The sequence below is a fragment of the Bremerella volcania genome (assembly GCF_007748115.1).
GTDB lineage: Bacteria > Planctomycetota > Planctomycetia > Pirellulales > Pirellulaceae > Bremerella > Bremerella volcania.
Genome location: NZ_CP036289.1, coordinates 2,717,865 through 2,732,722, shown reverse-complemented (window position 1 = coordinate 2,732,722; position 14,858 = coordinate 2,717,865). Strand labels below are relative to the sequence as shown.

General features: G+C 57.2%; 17 protein-coding genes. 5 read left to right on the top strand and 12 right to left on the bottom strand.

Going from position 1 to position 14,858, the window contains the following annotated elements; translation table 11 throughout:
- Position 1 precedes the first annotated feature (1 nt).
- The 4 genes from Pan97_RS11220 to Pan97_RS11205 are packed head-to-tail and all read right to left on the bottom strand — an operon-like array spanning position 2 to position 2,450.
- Positions 2 to 217, bottom strand: coding sequence for a hypothetical protein (locus tag Pan97_RS11220; RefSeq protein ID WP_144972530.1), 216 nt, complete (start codon positions 215 to 217; stop codon positions 2 to 4).
- The gene (locus Pan97_RS11215) at positions 217 to 795 is read right to left on the bottom strand and encodes a zeta toxin family protein (RefSeq protein ID WP_144972528.1); all 579 of its coding nucleotides are present in this window, start codon (positions 793 to 795) and stop codon (positions 217 to 219) included. The genes Pan97_RS11220 and Pan97_RS11215 overlap by 1 nt, the downstream gene beginning before the upstream one ends.
- Before the next feature lie 2 nt (positions 796 to 797).
- Positions 798 to 1,382 carry an LOG family protein gene (locus Pan97_RS11210; RefSeq protein WP_196782357.1) on the bottom strand — a complete coding sequence of 195 codons (585 nt, stop codon included), beginning with the start codon at positions 1,380 to 1,382 and terminating at the stop codon, positions 798 to 800.
- 33 nt (positions 1,383 to 1,415) lie between these two features.
- A complete protein-coding gene (locus Pan97_RS11205) occupies positions 1,416 to 2,450 on the bottom strand; it encodes a DUF3500 domain-containing protein (protein WP_196782356.1) in 1,035 nt (344 codons plus the stop codon).
- A gap of 176 nt (positions 2,451 to 2,626) precedes the next feature.
- Between Pan97_RS11205 and Pan97_RS11200 the strand changes: the two genes are divergently transcribed.
- Positions 2,627 to 3,517 (top strand): alpha/beta hydrolase, encoded by an 891-nt coding sequence (locus Pan97_RS11200; RefSeq protein ID WP_144972526.1) that lies wholly within the window; start codon positions 2,627 to 2,629, stop codon positions 3,515 to 3,517.
- A gap of 384 nt (positions 3,518 to 3,901) precedes the next feature.
- Positions 3,902 to 4,783: a CBS domain-containing protein gene (locus Pan97_RS11195; protein ID WP_165698704.1), complete on the top strand. Its 882-nt coding sequence runs from the start codon at positions 3,902 to 3,904 to the stop codon at positions 4,781 to 4,783.
- On the opposite strand, the gene Pan97_RS11190 is transcribed toward Pan97_RS11195, so the two are convergent.
- The 4 genes from Pan97_RS11190 to Pan97_RS11175 all read right to left on the bottom strand — a co-directional run bounded on the left by Pan97_RS11190 (position 4,780) and on the right by Pan97_RS11175 (position 8,319).
- A complete protein-coding gene (locus tag Pan97_RS11190) occupies positions 4,780 to 6,069 on the bottom strand; it encodes a tetratricopeptide repeat protein (protein WP_144972522.1) in 1,290 nt (429 codons plus the stop codon). The two genes, Pan97_RS11195 and Pan97_RS11190, sit on opposite strands and share 4 nt — an antisense overlap.
- Before the next feature lie 102 nt (positions 6,070 to 6,171).
- Complete coding sequence (locus Pan97_RS11185) at positions 6,172 to 7,056, bottom strand: phytanoyl-CoA dioxygenase family protein (protein ID WP_144972520.1); 885 nt, start codon at positions 7,054 to 7,056, stop codon at positions 6,172 to 6,174.
- A 96-nt stretch (positions 7,057 to 7,152) separates the two neighbouring features.
- On the bottom strand, positions 7,153 to 7,836 hold the full coding sequence (locus tag Pan97_RS11180; RefSeq protein ID WP_144972518.1) for a leucine-rich repeat domain-containing protein: 684 nt from the start codon (positions 7,834 to 7,836) through the stop codon (positions 7,153 to 7,155).
- A gap of 33 nt (positions 7,837 to 7,869) precedes the next feature.
- Complete coding sequence (locus Pan97_RS11175) at positions 7,870 to 8,319, bottom strand: TraR/DksA C4-type zinc finger protein (RefSeq protein ID WP_144972516.1); 450 nt, start codon at positions 8,317 to 8,319, stop codon at positions 7,870 to 7,872.
- A 138-nt stretch (positions 8,320 to 8,457) separates the two neighbouring features.
- Here Pan97_RS11175 and Pan97_RS11170 point away from each other — a divergent pair, with 138 nt between their 5' ends.
- Both Pan97_RS11170 and Pan97_RS11165 read left to right on the top strand, forming a co-directional pair.
- Positions 8,458 to 9,438, top strand: a complete 981-nt coding sequence (locus Pan97_RS11170) for a 3-keto-disaccharide hydrolase (protein WP_241676387.1) — start codon at positions 8,458 to 8,460, stop codon at positions 9,436 to 9,438.
- Between the two features lie 340 nt (positions 9,439 to 9,778).
- Entirely contained in the window at positions 9,779 to 10,756 is a 978-nt protein-coding gene (locus tag Pan97_RS11165; protein WP_144972514.1) for an acyl-CoA desaturase, read from the top strand.
- 60 nt (positions 10,757 to 10,816) lie between these two features.
- Here the strand turns inward: Pan97_RS11165 and Pan97_RS11160 are convergent, their stop codons facing one another.
- The 3 genes from Pan97_RS11160 to Pan97_RS11150 all read right to left on the bottom strand — a co-directional run bounded on the left by Pan97_RS11160 (position 10,817) and on the right by Pan97_RS11150 (position 13,713).
- The gene (locus Pan97_RS11160; RefSeq protein WP_144972512.1) at positions 10,817 to 11,611 is read right to left on the bottom strand and encodes a response regulator transcription factor; all 795 of its coding nucleotides are present in this window, start codon (positions 11,609 to 11,611) and stop codon (positions 10,817 to 10,819) included.
- A 51-nt stretch (positions 11,612 to 11,662) separates the two neighbouring features.
- Entirely contained in the window at positions 11,663 to 12,616 is a 954-nt protein-coding gene (locus Pan97_RS11155) for a sensor histidine kinase (RefSeq protein WP_196782355.1), read from the bottom strand.
- A 74-nt stretch (positions 12,617 to 12,690) separates the two neighbouring features.
- On the bottom strand, positions 12,691 to 13,713 hold the full coding sequence (locus tag Pan97_RS11150; protein WP_144972510.1) for a non-reducing end alpha-L-arabinofuranosidase family hydrolase: 1,023 nt from the start codon (positions 13,711 to 13,713) through the stop codon (positions 12,691 to 12,693).
- Between the two features lie 87 nt (positions 13,714 to 13,800).
- Between Pan97_RS11150 and Pan97_RS11145 the strand changes: the two genes are divergently transcribed.
- Complete coding sequence (locus Pan97_RS11145) at positions 13,801 to 14,370, top strand: hypothetical protein (protein ID WP_144972508.1); 570 nt, start codon at positions 13,801 to 13,803, stop codon at positions 14,368 to 14,370.
- A gap of 77 nt (positions 14,371 to 14,447) precedes the next feature.
- Here Pan97_RS11145 and Pan97_RS11140 read toward each other — a convergent pair whose 3' ends face one another.
- Entirely contained in the window at positions 14,448 to 14,828 is a 381-nt protein-coding gene (locus tag Pan97_RS11140) for a hypothetical protein (protein WP_144972506.1), read from the bottom strand.
- Positions 14,829 to 14,858 lie beyond the last annotated feature (30 nt).

Here is a 14,858-nt window from a genome sequence, read left to right as displayed (position 1 = left end):
ATTATTGTTTCTCGGGGCGTTCTTGTTCGACTTGCTTTCGCAGGGCTTCTACGTCGATGTACTTTTCGATTTGATCGTACGGGATCGACATGGGAACGCCATCGATACGTGTCAGAAGCGGCGTCTTTGTTCGTTTGCATGTTTCGATGACATCGAGTGAGGCAGCCCTGAAAGCAGCATCCGCGAGTTCCGAAATGTCACTTGTTTTCTCGATCATCAAATGCCCTCCGCGAATTGCTCAAACTTGCCGTAGGGTGCTTGCTGAATTACTTGTAACTTCCCCGCCACTGATCTGGCAATACGATATGGGGGGACGCCGGAGTTGTCATACAAATGCCATCTGTCCGCGATTTGTCGATAAGCCATCCAAAAGTTTCGTATTCCCGAATTATACCTTCGACGGATAACTGGTTCAGGAATATTGTGCCCGCCTTGTTGAACACGATTGGCAACTCGTTCTACGGCTTCATCTTCGCTTGGCAACCACAAGAAAAAGATTTCGATTTCATAGCCCCGCTCTCGGAGAGAATCAAACTTCTTAATATAGCCACGCCCAGAGAGGGTGCTCTCGAAGCTGAAATTTTCTCTTTTACTCGTCAGCTCATCCATCCGTTGAAGCATGATCTTCCCTGCCGCCACACTCTGCGATTCTGGATCGAACGGTGAAAGACCGGCGGCGATCAGGTCGGCGTTGAGGAACTCTTTGCAGTGGACGAAGTCAGGCAGGAACTTCGAGGCGAACGTGGTCTTGCCGGCTCCGTTTGGGCCTGCGATTACGTAGACGGTTGGCGCCATCCTCACGTCTCCGACCGATCAATCCACCGCGGTTGTTCGTGCGGGTGGGCGGCGATGAGTTGTTGTAGCGCCTCCGCGGGATCGTCGGAGGTCAGCAGCAGGCCGCGACAGTCGGCAGACATGAACTGTTGGTCGGTGGCCTGGTCGAGCATGGCCAGCAGAGGATCGAAGAAGCCTTCGATGTTTAACAGTCCGCATGGCTTGCTGTGAAAGCCAAGCTGAGCCCAGGTGATCACCTCAAACAGTTCTTCCAGCGTGCCGTACCCGCCTGGGAGGGCGAGGAAGCCGTCGGACAAGTCCGACATCTTCGCTTTGCGCTGGTGCATCGAGTCGACGACGATCAGGTCGGTCACGCCGTGGTGGGCCAGTTCTCGCTCGACGAGGGCCCCGGGGATTACGCCGATCACTTCGCCGCCGGCCTCAAGGACGGAATCGGCCAGCGCGCCCATCATGCCAACTTTACCGCCGCCGTAGATCAGTTTGATCTTGCGCTCGGCCATCATGCGGCCCAGTTGGCTGGCGGCTTGAGCATAGACAGGCCGGCTTCCGGATGCCGACCCGCAAAAGACACACAAACTTTCCATCATCAATTCCGTTCGGATGGAATGACCAACGACGCGTTACTTCGCCGACAAAGCGAAGTCGCCTCGCATGTCACGCCATACGCAGTGAATGTGATTGGCCGGGTTGCCTGAGACGTCCGGCTGAGCGTTGACGAATTCAATCAGAAACGTTTCGCCTTGAACACGATAGTAATGCGGAATGCCATCCTTGAAACCACCCGCCCAGGCAAAGTGAATGCCGTCCCAGCCAGCGGCTTCCAGATCGGCGTAGCGCTTGGCGGCTACGTCCTGTGGCATGGCCGAGACGTACGTTTCGATCAGCTTCTTCAGCGTGGCCTTTTGATCGGCGTTCAAGTTGCTCCAGGCAATCCCTTCGGCAGCCGTTTGCGGCGGGTGCGGCTGGCCGGCGTTGCGGATCTCGGCGGGGCACTTCTCGGCGATCACGGCCTTTTCGAGCTGTTCCTTGGCCAGCGAGTTCACCAGCGTAAAGGCAACTTCTTCTTCGGCCTTCAGCACTTCCATCCCCTTGGGGTAACCTTCGAGGACTTGCTCTTTGACTTCAGCCGGGTTGGTGGCGAAGAACTGCGGCGTCGACGAAACGACCTTGTCTCCTTCGACGACGAAGTTGAGCGAGAGGTGGTGCCCTTCGAAACTCAGGCCCCAACGGCTATCGGCCTTCGGCTCGCCGAAGATGGTCACGTAGTATCGCTCGGTATCCCGAATCGGGCCCTTCGTCTGAATGTGCTTCAGCAGGGCTTCCAGGGAGATGATTTCGGTGGTTTTGTTGTAACCGACTTCGCTGAGCGCGGACTGCAGCAAGGCGTGCGTCATCTTGCGTTGATCTTCGGTCATGTGCTTCATCTGCAGGCCCTTGCGCTGGTCCTTGGGGATGAAGTGCCAGCCGAGGCGTTGCTCGCTATCGTACGGATAGAGCATCACTTTCTTCTGCTCCGCATCGAGCGACTCGACCAGGGCCCCTGCGGCGGAGGTCATTTTCTCGCCGGTCCCGGCCAGGCGATAAAACGTGTAAGCGGAGGTCACGGTGGCCAATGCGAGAACCACAGAGGTTACGGCAAGCAGACTTTTTCGCACAGCGAGTCCTTTGGTAGAGGAGGGTCGGGGGGGAGGATAACGGACAGGTCATCAAGCGAAACTATTGTTTCGGAGTAATATAAATTACCATGAGCCGTGGCGAATTGCATCCCGCTTGACCGCCAAACCTGCCAAACTCGGCCCCTGCCTCACCGATTTCACCTGTGGAGACCATCATGCTGAAGAATCTAGCGTCGTGCTGCCTTGTGTTGTTCCTCTCTTCCTCAGCCGTTTGGGCCGCCGAAGGTAAGAAGGCCCCGCTGTGGAAAGATGGTGCCCCTGGTGCCAAGGGAACCGAAGAAAAGGACATCCCCACGCTGACCACCTACCTGCCAGCCTCCGAGATCAATACCGGCTGCGCGGTGGTTGTCTTTCCTGGGGGCGGCTACGGCCATTTGGCGGTTGGGCACGAAGGGGTCGATATCGCGGACTTCTGGAACGACCGTGGCGTGGCCGCGTTCGTGCTGGAATATCGTCACTCGGGCCGCGGCTACAAGCACCCCATTCCGCTGCAAGACGCCCAACGGGCCATCCGCACCGTGCGTGCCCGGGCCGAAGAATATGGCGTCGATCCTAACCGTATCGGCATCCAGGGCTTTTCAGCCGGCGGTCACCTGGCATCGTCCGCAGCAACTCACTTCGACGCAGGCAACCCCGATGCGAAAGACCCGATCGACCGCGTCAGTTGCCGACCTGACTTTGCCATTCTGTGCTACCCAGTGATCGCGTTCGATCAGCCGTACACGCACAAGGGCTCGCAGCGCAACCTGTTGGGTGACGATGCTGACAAAGAGTTGGTCCAGTCGATGTCGAGCGAACTGCAGGTCACTTCCGACACGCCGCCGACGTTCCTCTTTCACACCACCGAAGACACCGGCGTGCCACCGGAAAACAGTGTCGTCTTCTACCTGGCTTTGATTAAGAACAAAGTCCCGGCCGAGATGCACGTCTTCGAGAAAGGGCGTCACGGCGTGGGCCTGGCCAAGTCGATCCCTGGCACTTCCGAGTGGGGCAATCTGTGCTATCTGTGGCTGAAAAACCGCGGCATGATCGACGCGAAGAAGTAATCCGAAGGTTGCCTGTGAGGTCATTCTTCGGGTAATCCAGTAGTATGAAGAACTTCGTCTTCGGCAGGGGTCAGTGGACTCTACATCCATGGATCGCTGCCGAAACGTTTTCTTGGTTCGCTGTAGATATGGGTGCGATGCGCTTCGCGCACGCTTCGTGATATCACGCGTTGGCGGACTTTAGTCCTGCCGTAACTCTCGGGCATCCACAACGGATTCCCTGCCAGAGGGATGCATCTTCGTTACAACCGGCACCAACCGACATTTCCCCCCCAGAATTGGCCTCATCTAACAGACAAAGTGCCGATGAAAGCACGGGTAAAGCAGTAAGTTTCAAAAGTTGAGAATTACCACACGCGCATACCTTTCGGGACAGAAATGGACATGGTCGTTAGTCATTCGTTCTTGGCACGGGGCATGGAAACGCTGGTCACGTTTAATCCGATTAGCGTTCACGAAGACGTTATGCTCGACGAACTCCTCGAGCGGCTCTACAGCACCGGCTTTCATCATTGGCCGGTTGTCGACGATCAGCAGCGCGTCGTCGGAATCGTATCGGATCAAGACATCATCCAGGCTGCCACCGAGCGTTACATTGCCAATGTATCCCTGGAACAGTGCCGCAAAAACTACCAGGTACCCATCAGCAGTTTCATGAAGCGAAACGTAGAAACGATCGACTATTCGGGCAGCCCTCGAGAGGCTTTAGCCCGGATCCTTGAGCGGGGCATCCACTGTTTGCCGGTTACCAAAGATGGCGTTCTATCGGGAATCGTAACGACGACCGACTTCACTCGTGAGTTTGCTTACAGTTCGCATGTCGTACACGATATGGCCATCCAGCAGGCATACGACAGTGAACCTCAGCTTGTAGAAAGCAATACCCCGATCGACGACGTCCGCAGAATGTTCCTAGAAAAGGGCCTCTCGTACGTCTTGGTCGTCCAAGGCGATTGTCCGCTGGGGGTCATCACGAACCGGGATCTCCGCCGCGACTGTTGTCGGCAAATGGCTCGATCACTGTTCGACGGGCAGACCGGCAAATCGTACAAAGCGATCGACTTGTTGAAAACGACCAGTTGCCTGCAACGAACGTGCACCTTGGGTCATGCTGCCGCGACGATGTACGAGCAGCAGATCAACGCAGTCATGATCTGCCCGCGGGGGGAAGAATACCACGGGGTGATCACCGAGGAAGAAATCCTGCGGCGTATCTGCGAGGTCGAACTGGCCAAGCAGCCAGAAGCCGTCTGCACCTGCAACTAGGGGCCCAACAGCGTCAAGCGTTCGACTTCCAACGGAAAGTCGTGGTAGGTACGAATGCTGGACGTCTTAGCAGAAAGAACGCGCACCTTCGCTGAGTTGCCAGTGGCCGGCCGATTGTTGCGACGGGTCTCTAGCGAAAGGCGTTTCTCGGCTCGTTCCAAATCTTGCTTACGATCGGCATGCTGTTTGATCTCGGCCTCGAACCGCTGCTGTGTTTGCAATTGGCGGGTTCGCAAAACATCACGACTGGCAACCAGCCGTCGCCCTTCGGCCTGAACCAGGGCCAGGTCGCGTTCGTAATCGTTGATCAATCGTTCGAGTCGGAAGATCTCGCGGTCCAAGCGGTCTTTGCGCACCGGATCGGTCGTCTGTCGGCGCTCTTCAGTCAGGCGAAAGACGTCGTCAATCAAGATGGCCAGCTCGCGGCGTATGACGCTCTGCTGCGACTCGAGCTGCGAAATGGAGACGTTCAGCGGACCTTCCAGCTGGGTGAAGCGTTGTTCTTCCTGAATCCACTCGCTGCGCAGTTTGTCGATCTGATCGGTGGCCTGCTGCGTGTCGACTTCGATCTGTTTTCGGCGGACCTCTAGCTGCTGCTGATTATTCTGCTTCTCCATCTGCTCCTTCAGCTTGGCGTCGTCCTTGGCATCTTGCTGCTCGGTCGTCGACGAGGTGAACAGCGTTGCAACGTCTTGATAGTTGTTATCGAATTCGGTCTGCCGCTGACCGACCAGGGCGGGACGGATCGCATCTCGCGCGCGGGTTACCAGCGCCGCCGATACATCGCCCGATCGCGGACCTTCGTAGAAGCCGAACAAGCGCCCCAGCAGGCGAACCGTCTCCAAGACTTTCGCTTCGTCCTGGCCGGTAAGCTCACTGGCCGGTAGCTGCTTGGCCAATCGCTGCACCTGGACCAGCGCCGCGTCAAACTTTTCCTGCAGCGTGCGAATCCAGATGAGTGCTCGCCAGCTGCGGTAATGTTTCGGGTCGACTTCGATCGCGGCCTGAAATACCTCGGCCGCATCGTCGTATTGATGATGCCGCAACAGCGCCAGGCCGGCGGCATACAGGGCGTCGGCATCTTGCAGCTGGCGTGCCGATGCGGTTCCCTGCCGCGCAGCGGCCATGCCATCGGGGCCGACCTGCCAACCTTCGCGGAGAAGCTGGTCGATCACCTCTTGGGCATTCGCGGCCGCGACCTGGCAGGCCGACCAGGTCAGGCTGCCTGCCAATACAACGGCAGCCGAGAACAATACCGATACGATTCTGCGGGGATGATGCCCCATGCCACGAACTCCCGAGATGCCCAACGAACACGAAAAGCTCTTCCAGAAGAGACCATTCGTATCGTAGGAACGTTCCGGAAAAATGACAAGAAACTTTTCGGTTTAGCCGATGCTGGCCGGGTCGAACAGCAGCGGAAAGAACTGTCCTTCCATCTTCTGACCTTGCGGAATCGGTGGCACGCCGGTGAGCAGTTCCTCGTTCTTGTCGCTGACGACCCCATCGCGAAATGCATTGATCACCGTCGCGCGGCGCGGGCGATTGATGCGATTTTCAAACGAGCCATGCACCATCAGCGGATGATGGAAGGTCGCTTGGCCTGCTTTCAGCTCGGCACCGACCGGATGCTGAAACTGCTCCCATTGCTGGTCGGTCAGCACCTCGCGGATGGCTTCCATGTTGCCGGCCAGGCCGGTGATCGGCAGTAGATCCCACTTGTGACTACCGGGTATGTACTGCACGCAACCGTTGTCGTTGGTGGCATCGTCCAGACCGATCCAACAGGTCAGGTGCGCGATCGGCTTGGTTCGCGTCCAGTACGAATAATCTTGGTGCCAGGCCACCACGCCGCCATGCTTGGCGGGCTTGCAGAAGAGCTGATCGTGCCAGAAACGGACCGGACCACCCAGCAGTTGGCTGGCCGCCATCACGAAGCCAGGAGCCCACAGGACGTCATGAAATGCAGGACGCAGACGCCACGCGCCCAGGGCATGAAACAGGACCGTCTCCGGCGTGGTCGATTCGTTGGTGTGGTACTCGTACCATAGCTCTCGGCCTTCGTGATCCGCTTCGAAGAACTCGGCCAGTTCACCGCGCAGCGTTTCTATCTGCTTCTCATCCAAGATCTTCACGCCGGCCAGGTAGCCTTCTTCGTTGAAGAAATCGACTTGCTCTTGGGTGAGTCGATACTGGTCCCAGCCAGCGGCATTGGCGGGCCAGGCAAACAAATCGGTGGCAAGTTCATGCAGTTCAGACAAGTCGCGGGCCATAGTTCATCACTTCGAGGGAAAGGTTGGTTGGAAGGGGGAATAGCGCGGCCGTCTGGTTATCGCAAGCAATTACCAGGAAATCAAGTCGCCTGGGCATTAGTGCTTGTGGTCGTGATCGCCATGGTCATGACTGTGATCATGGTCGTGATGATCGTGATCGTGCGAATGATCGGCGTGGCTGCCGGCCGGATGCAGGTCGTTGAAATGGATGTGCAGTTTCGGGCGTGCCTTGACCAGCTTCGACATGCCGTCGTCGGTCAGTTGGGTGCCGTCCGCGTAGAACGATTCGAGCTGCTGCATGGCCGCGATCGCATCGACCGCGTCATCGGTCACCGGACTGTTGAGCAAATGCAGGTAAAGAATCGTAGGGCTTTCGCTAACCTTGGCGATGCCTGCGTCGGTGATCTTCGGCGAGCCGACGCGCAGCAGTTCCAATTTCGGCAAGGAAGCGATCTTCGCGATCCCTTCGTCCGTCAGTTCACTCATCGGCAAGTTGACGATCTTGAGCGTTGGAATCGAGGCGATGATCTCTGCTTCTTCATCCGTCACTGGGGTTTGATCCAGGCGAACCTCGCGTAGATCGGTGGCCTGGGTCAGGTGCTGTAGTTGTTGCAGCGGCACGGCCGAGTCCGACACGTGAATGCTATCGGTCGCGGCCGACGAGACGTCAAGCAGTTGCCGCTCGAACGAAGGTTCGGCGCGCTGTGTTTCCTGGCTGGGAGGTTTGACGAAACAGCCGGTCAGCAAGGCGGCGAAAACAAGTAGCAGGAATCGCGACATTCAATCTTCTCGGAAATAAGTGTTCAGGTAAGGTCAGCCGCAACGGGGGCAACGCAAGCGATAACGCGTCAGTCCGCCGCCGCGAGAGGTGCCAGATATCATAATCTCTCCGCACCTGGGACAAAAATCGGGCTGGGTGTCGTCGTGGCCGTCGTCATCTTTCTGCTGGCAGGCAACGCAGATCTTGGTATCGGGGAAGACCTCGAGCCGCTCGGGCGGGATCGTCTTACGGCACTGTTGGCAGACGCGGCCATCTCCCCAGTCTTCCTCTTCGTCACGAGGGAAATCGATCCGCAGCCCGACTCGGCCGCACTCGCCACAGGTCAGCTTGCGGCTGCTGCGCTGGAACAGCTCTTCGATGATGGCTTGGTCGGGATTTTCCTCGCGGCGAAGCATCCCGACCTGGTGCAGCAGGCACAGCTTCTCGGCCGTTCCGACCAGCCGGTGCCAGTGACAATCGGGGCAGCTAATCTCTTTCAGCATGCTTTTTCCGGGGAAATCGGGGCCCGAGGCCAACCTATCGTTTTTCAAAACGGGGCAAGTTAGAATAGGGGATCACGTCCGCAACGGTTACCCTTCTCGTATTGTTGCAAAAATCACCCACCCCGAAGAGGACATCTGATGTCGATGCGTAGTTTTATTTCCTTGGTTTGTTGCCTCGCTGTGGCCTCGGTTGCCTGTGGTCAAGAGTTCAAAAGTGGTATCGAGTGGCCCGAACCGAAGGTCATCACCCCCGGCGAGAAGCCCTCGGATCCTCCTTCGGACGCGATCGTTCTGATCGGCACCGACGGCATGTCGGCCTGGAATGGAGGTGAAAAGTGGAAGTTTGAGGACGGCGTCGCCACGGCAGCCAAGGGGGGAATCAACACCAAGCAGAAGTTCGGCGACATTCAGCTGCACATGGAATGGGCCGCGCCGGATGAAGTCAAAGGAAGTGGCCAGGGACGCGGTAACAGCGGCGTGTTTCTGATGGGACACTACGAGGTTCAGATCCTCGATTCGTACGACAATACGACCTACTTCGATGGCCAGGCGGGTGCCGTTTACAAGCAGTCGCCCCCGATGGTCAACGCGATGAAGAAGCCCGGCGAGTGGAACACGTACGACATCGTCTTCACCAAGCCGATCCGCAACGAAAAGGGAGACGTCGTCGCTCCGGCTCGCATCACGGTGATTCATAACGGGGTGCTGGTGCAAAACAGCTACCCGATCCGTGGCAGCACCAACTGGCACAAGCCGCCGGCATACGACCGCCACAAGGACGCCGAAAGCATCAGCCTACAGTTTCACGGCAACCCGGTACGCTTCCGTAACATGTGGGTCCGCGAGATCGAACCGATCGAACCAACCTTCGTGCCGGAAGATACCAAAATGGTTCGCTACCGCGCCGACTGGTCGACCGAAAAAATCACCGCCGCGCCGCCCAAGGAAAGTGAAGCCACCGCTGAGGAAGCTCCTGCGAAAGAAGAACCGAATAAGAAAGAAGAGCCCAAAGCGAAGGACGCCAAGCCGAAGAAGGAAGAGGTAAAGGAAGAAGCCAAGCCACAGGCGAAGACCGAAGAGCCCAAGCAGGAAGCCAAAAAGGAAGAGAAACCCGAGTAAGCCTCCGCTGCGTACGCTTCCTAAACTAACAATTGGCGAGGGTGCCCCACCGGGTCACCCTCGTGTCGTTTCTTGGCTTGGCTGTCGACGATGCACTTACCCAAACACCCCAGCTAGCAGACACCTCCCCACCTGAGTGGGGCAATTTTCATCGATTCAGGGGCGTTAACCCTAGTTCTCGCCCGCATTTACACAACTATTACACAGCTTCGACACGCCGTTTACCCTCGTCGAGACGATTCCTCTTACAATTCTTCTCAATCCCGCGAAGCTTCAGCTGCCGCCAGAGAATCGCGACTTGGACCTCTCCCCCGAATGGATCGCAAATAAGGACATTTCCATGTCGATCGTCACCGAAAACGAAAAGACTTCGCTACTCGGTGAGAGCAATCTCACAAAAGAGCGACCTAGCAAAAATAAAAAATCGGATCCCAGCCGCCCGCGCCAATCGAAGCCCTATGCTCAGCGTTTCCGCCACGGTGGTGCCTGGCCCATTATTGGCTGGATCGGCCTGATTCACCTGGGGGCGCTCGCAGCACCGTTCTGCTTTACCTGGAGCGGACTGGTTGCCGCGGTGGTGCTGTTCTACTTGACCGGCTGCATCGGCGTGACCCTGGGCTTCCACCGTTACCTGACCCATGCCGGTTTCAAGACCACCAAGCCAGTGAAGTGGGCCTTGGCGTTCATCGGTCAGTTGTCCGGCGAAGGCTCGGCCCTCGACTGGGTTTCGACGCACCGTAAGCATCACGCTCATAGCGATGGGGAAGACGACCCACACTCGCCGCTCGACGGTGGTCTGTGGGCTCACATCATCTGGCTCTTCCCACATCACACCGGTCCTGAAAAGGACGAACTGCACATGCGTTGGGGTCCAGACCTGCGTAAAGACAAGGTCATCTGGTTCCTGCACAAGACCTTCATCCTCTGGCACCTGGCACTTGGCTTCGGTCTGCTGGGTCTGGGCTACGCGATCGGCGGCTGGTACACCGGCGTTTCGCTGGTCGTGTGGGGGATGTTCCTGCGATTGACCATCCTGCTGCACGTCACCTGGTTCGTGAACTCAGCCACGCACATGTGGGGCTATCGCAACTACGAAACGACCGACAAGAGCACCAACCTGTGGTGGGTTGGTCTTTTGGCCTTCGGCGAAGGTTGGCACAACAACCATCACGCTTACCCCCGCATGGCCGTTCACGGTCACAAATGGTGGGAATTCGACCTGACCTGGAACGTCATCCGCGGCCTGCGAATGTGCGGCGTGATATGGGACGTTGTCGACTACAAGCAAAAGACCAAAGACGGCACGATCAAGGTTTAACCGCCTGCTTTCATATCGAATGAATCCCCAAAAGAGGCCATGCCAACCGCATGGCCTCTTTTATTCCTTCGCATCCGATTCGTCGTCCGCTTGTTTCTTTTCAGCTTCCGGCGACGTGACGGCGCCATTGGGAATAAACTGATAGCCAGCATCGCGGATGGTGATGAAGTGCTTGGGCTTCGATTTGTCTTTCTCGAACATCTTTCGCAGCCGGGCAATGAACTGGTCAGGGGCTCGGGTCGAGACGTTAGCCGGTATTTCCCACACTTCCCGCAGCAGTTCTCCCTTGGGGATGATGCGATTGGGGTGGCTGACGAAGTAGTAGAGTAGTTTCGATTCCAGCTGCGTCAGGCGGATCGGTTTGCCCCCGACGAACGCCTGGAAGGTGTCGAAGTCGATCTCGACGTCGCCGAAGCTGTATTGATGGACCAGATCCTCTTCGACGTCTTTCTGCGGCTGCCGACGACGACGCAAGGACAACAGATTCTTCACGCGGCTAAGAAACTCGTCCAGGTCGAACGGTTTCATCATGTACTGATCGGCCCCGACATCGAAGCCGCGGGTACGATCTTCCGAAAGCGTGCGGGCACTGAGAATCAGGATCGGCATGTCCTCGCCGTTACTCCGTAGCGTTTCGCACACGGCGTAACCGCTCATGCCGGGCAGCATCAAATCGAGAATGACCAGGTCGACGCGGCCCGTATTCTCTTCCACGATCCGCAGCGCCTGACGGCCATCTTCCGCGACGGAAACCTGGTACCCTTCCGCTTCCAGGTTATAGCGTATCCCTACGGCCAGATGTTCCTCATCTTCCACCACCAGGATGTGCGTGTCGGCGTTCGATTTCATCGTCATGATTATCAGCAGGCAGAATGAACGTTGACAAATACCGTGATTATGACGGGTTTAAACAGGGACAGGTTCAGGCGCCTTGGCTTCTGCCAACGTCTTGGCCCCCGGCAGCGTCACAACAAAGACCGTACCGGTTCCCTTCGGCGGATCCTTGACCCGCACTTCGCCCTTCATGCGGCGAACGAGCGTACGCACCAAGTACAATCCCAGCCCGGTACCAGGCTTCTCGCGCTGCAGTTCTAATCCAAGTCGTACGAAACGACCGAAGATCTTCCGCCGCTGCGAGAAGGGAATCCCCGGTCCGTTGTCGGTCACTTCAATGACCGCTTCGTCGTTGTATTTTACGCGCAGTTGTACTCTTACTTCGGGATCTTTGCCTGAATATTTTACGGCGTTATCGATTAAGTTTCGGAAGATGATCTCGATATCGCCATGCAGCCCGCGAACGGTGCAAGGAACCGACTTCACCTGGATGGTGTTAGGGGGCAAACGATAGAGCAGGGCCACCGACTGGGCACAGCCGGCCAGCACCTTATCGAGCCGAACGTCCCCCTCTTCGGCATCTTCTCGCCGCCGATCGAGCCGGCCGGCCTCTAACAGGTGATTGATCAGGTGATCGAGACGCTCGATATCCTCCAGCATCGTCTCGTAGAACGCACCCACCTTTTCAGGCGGAATCGATCGGCGATTGAGCGTTTGCAGATACAACTTGAGCGAAGCGATCGGGCTCTTCAGTTCGTGCGTGACGCTGTCGATGAAATTGGCCTGACGCTGGCTCAAATTGATCGCCTTGATCGACACCACCATGTAGAAGATAACGCCGGCCAAAATCGCGGCGAGAAAGGTCGCTCCGATCGGCAGAAAGATCCAGTACAGCGGCGCGGCCTTTTCGTTCTCGGTCGCACCCCACACCGTGATCAACACCCAGCCCACGATCAGTACGATCAACAGCACGATCATGATCACGGCGATCGTAATCGGTAAACTCAGATTGCGGCGACTGGACATAGGCAGTAACGAAAGCTCAGGCAGAAAATCAACGTGCTGCTATTATAACGCGAAGCGGCCGCAATCCGAGGTCATCACGGCTGGGCCGTCATCTCCGTTTTGGGCGTCAGCATGCCGATTCGCCACGAGAACCTACCGTATGCTTTGCCCTGCTTATCTTTGTCCCACATTCCTTGAAAGATGAACCGCATGTCGGCCGGGTCGATGGTCAATGTCTGGTCGTGACCTGCCCGGATGAGTTCGCCATGGCTGACGTTTTCGGTCCACGGCTCGACGCCATCGGCCGGTTCAATGTTCGAGTAAGCGGCAAAAGGGTTCTTCGCCGTGGCTGCCAGCGGCGTCCACTTGCCGTCCAGAGAATCGGCGACGTAGGCTTTGAAGTAGCGTCTGCCGTTTTCTTCGATCAGGGTGAGGTACTTGTCTTGCCCCTGAACGCGATAAGTGTGGCTGGCCTCGAAGATTTTGTCTTCCAAAGCGAGCTGGCAGTCGTCGAAACCGCGGGGAAACTGGTCGATTGGCGTCGACAGCCGCCACATCTTGCCGTTGAGGGTCGTGTAGAAGAGATACGCTTTGGAGTCATCGCAGATGATCCAGTAGTCGAGACCACCTTGCGGTCGCGGATCGTTCGGTCCGCCATCCAGAATCGGCGCAGCCTGGGTCCAGCTGGTGGGGTCGGCAATGTCCTCGGTGGTTGAGTAGGCAACCCACATCTTCTTCTGCATTGGCATGCCAACCTGGTAGATCAGGTACCACTTTTTATGGGGCGTGAAGTAAAAGACCTGCGGGGCACAGTAATAGTCGCTCTCACTGACCGGCAGAATGGTCCGCGCCGCCTTGTCCGCATCGTTCCAGTCGGCGAACGAGCAGTACTCGATCACCGAACGACCTTCGAGCTTGGCCGTCATGAAGACGTGCCACTTCCCCTCGAAATAGACCACGGTGGGATCTTTCTGAGCGTGACTTGGCGCCTTCTCGCGAACTTCCGGCGAAATCAACGGAGCACTGTACGTCCAACGCTTGGGAAGTTGCAACTGCTGCTGGGCTTCGGCAGCCGCACAAGTCGCAAGAAGCAAAGCGAGCGAGAGAAAACGGTTCATGAAATATCTCGGCACAAAAGGGGAAGGGTATTGCCTTTCACATTATCATAGACCCATCCGCCGATCGAGTTTTAGAAAGTTCTTTTCATGCGTCCGTTCTGGGTCATCTTATTTTGCCTGTGCTGGCTTGGGGTTTGCTGGCTGGGGATGATGACGGTACACGAGACGGGGCACATCGTGGCGGCAATTGCCAGTGGCGGAACGGTGACCAACGTCGTTCTCAGTCCTTTTGCTATCTCCAGAACAGATGTCTCGCCGAATCCTTGGCCAGCGATAGTCGTCTGGTTGGGGCCGTTATTCGGCGCGCTCTTTCCACTGATTGCCTGGAGTCTGATTCCGCGCGGCTGGACCTGGCCGCGTGGGCTTTTACAGTTCTTCGCCGGCTTCTGTCTGATTGCCAACGGGGCTTATCTAGGACTCGGATCTTTCGAGCAAGTTGGAGATTGCCAAGAGATACTGAGGACAGGCTCGCCCATTTGGACGATGTGGCTGTTTGGTATCGTGACCATCCCGAGCGGCTTCTGGCTGTGGCACCGGTTGGGTTCGCCGACCGAACTATGGAGAGAAGACTCACCGGTGAGCACCCAAGCGGCCTGGCTATCGGCTTTTGCCCTGGCGATGATCGCAGGCACAGCCTGGTTCGTTTCGCCAAGCTGAGGTAGGGCCCGCGTGTCGCGGGTCACAAAGCAGGTACCAGGTATCCGACCCGCGACACGCGGGCCCTACGGAACCTACTAAATCGCAACCAATAGATGCCAGGGCACACCTTCCTTAGTTGCCTGGGTCAGGACGTGACTCCACTGGTCGAGTTCGCCAAGCACTTCTTTTGTATTGGGAAGTGTCGCCGGGTGGGAGTGCAGGTGGTCGCGCAGCGCGGTGACGGTTTGTAAACCTTGCAGGGGTGCGTACCAGGTTTCTTTTTCGAGCTTGACGTCGGACAGATCAATCCCGTTGAGCCCTGCCAACGCATCGGTCACCGCAGGGGATTGGCTCTTGAAATCGGTCAGCGAGACGACCCCCAACTTCCGAGCAAGCCGAGCGAGAAAGATCTCGGCCTTGGCAATTTCCTTGCCCGGCACATCGTCCGAAACGTCCGCGACTTTACGATGCAACACGATTAAGAATTCCGGCATAGCACGGATGCC

Excerpts from the sequence above, each read along its gene's own strand:
- Pan97_RS11220 (WP_144972530.1), bottom strand. The coding sequence starts at position 217 with ATGATCGAGAAAACAAGTGACATTTCGGAACTCGCGGATGCTGCTTTC.
- Pan97_RS11215 (WP_144972528.1), bottom strand. The coding sequence starts at position 795 with ATGGCGCCAACCGTCTACGTAATCGCAGGCCCAAACGGAGCCGGCAAG.
- Pan97_RS11210 (WP_196782357.1), bottom strand. The coding sequence starts at position 1,382 with ATGATGGAAAGTTTGTGTGTCTTTTGCGGGTCGGCATCCGGAAGCCGG.
- Pan97_RS11200 (WP_144972526.1), top strand. The coding sequence starts at position 2,627 with ATGCTGAAGAATCTAGCGTCGTGCTGCCTTGTGTTGTTCCTCTCTTCC.
- Pan97_RS11195 (WP_165698704.1), top strand. The coding sequence starts at position 3,902 with ATGGTCGTTAGTCATTCGTTCTTGGCACGGGGCATGGAAACGCTGGTC.
- Pan97_RS11190 (WP_144972522.1), bottom strand. The coding sequence starts at position 6,069 with ATGGGGCATCATCCCCGCAGAATCGTATCGGTATTGTTCTCGGCTGCC.
- Pan97_RS11185 (WP_144972520.1), bottom strand. The coding sequence starts at position 7,056 with ATGGCCCGCGACTTGTCTGAACTGCATGAACTTGCCACCGATTTGTTT.
- Pan97_RS11180 (WP_144972518.1), bottom strand. The coding sequence starts at position 7,836 with ATGTCGCGATTCCTGCTACTTGTTTTCGCCGCCTTGCTGACCGGCTGT.
- Pan97_RS11175 (WP_144972516.1), bottom strand. The coding sequence starts at position 8,319 with ATGCTGAAAGAGATTAGCTGCCCCGATTGTCACTGGCACCGGCTGGTC.
- Pan97_RS11170 (WP_241676387.1), top strand. The coding sequence starts at position 8,458 with ATGTCGATGCGTAGTTTTATTTCCTTGGTTTGTTGCCTCGCTGTGGCC.
- Pan97_RS11165 (WP_144972514.1), top strand. The coding sequence starts at position 9,779 with ATGTCGATCGTCACCGAAAACGAAAAGACTTCGCTACTCGGTGAGAGC.
- Pan97_RS11160 (WP_144972512.1), bottom strand. The coding sequence starts at position 11,611 with ATGACGATGAAATCGAACGCCGACACGCACATCCTGGTGGTGGAAGAT.
- Pan97_RS11155 (WP_196782355.1), bottom strand. The coding sequence starts at position 12,616 with ATGTCCAGTCGCCGCAATCTGAGTTTACCGATTACGATCGCCGTGATC.
- Pan97_RS11150 (WP_144972510.1), bottom strand. The coding sequence starts at position 13,713 with ATGAACCGTTTTCTCTCGCTCGCTTTGCTTCTTGCGACTTGTGCGGCT.
- Pan97_RS11145 (WP_144972508.1), top strand. The coding sequence starts at position 13,801 with ATGCGTCCGTTCTGGGTCATCTTATTTTGCCTGTGCTGGCTTGGGGTT.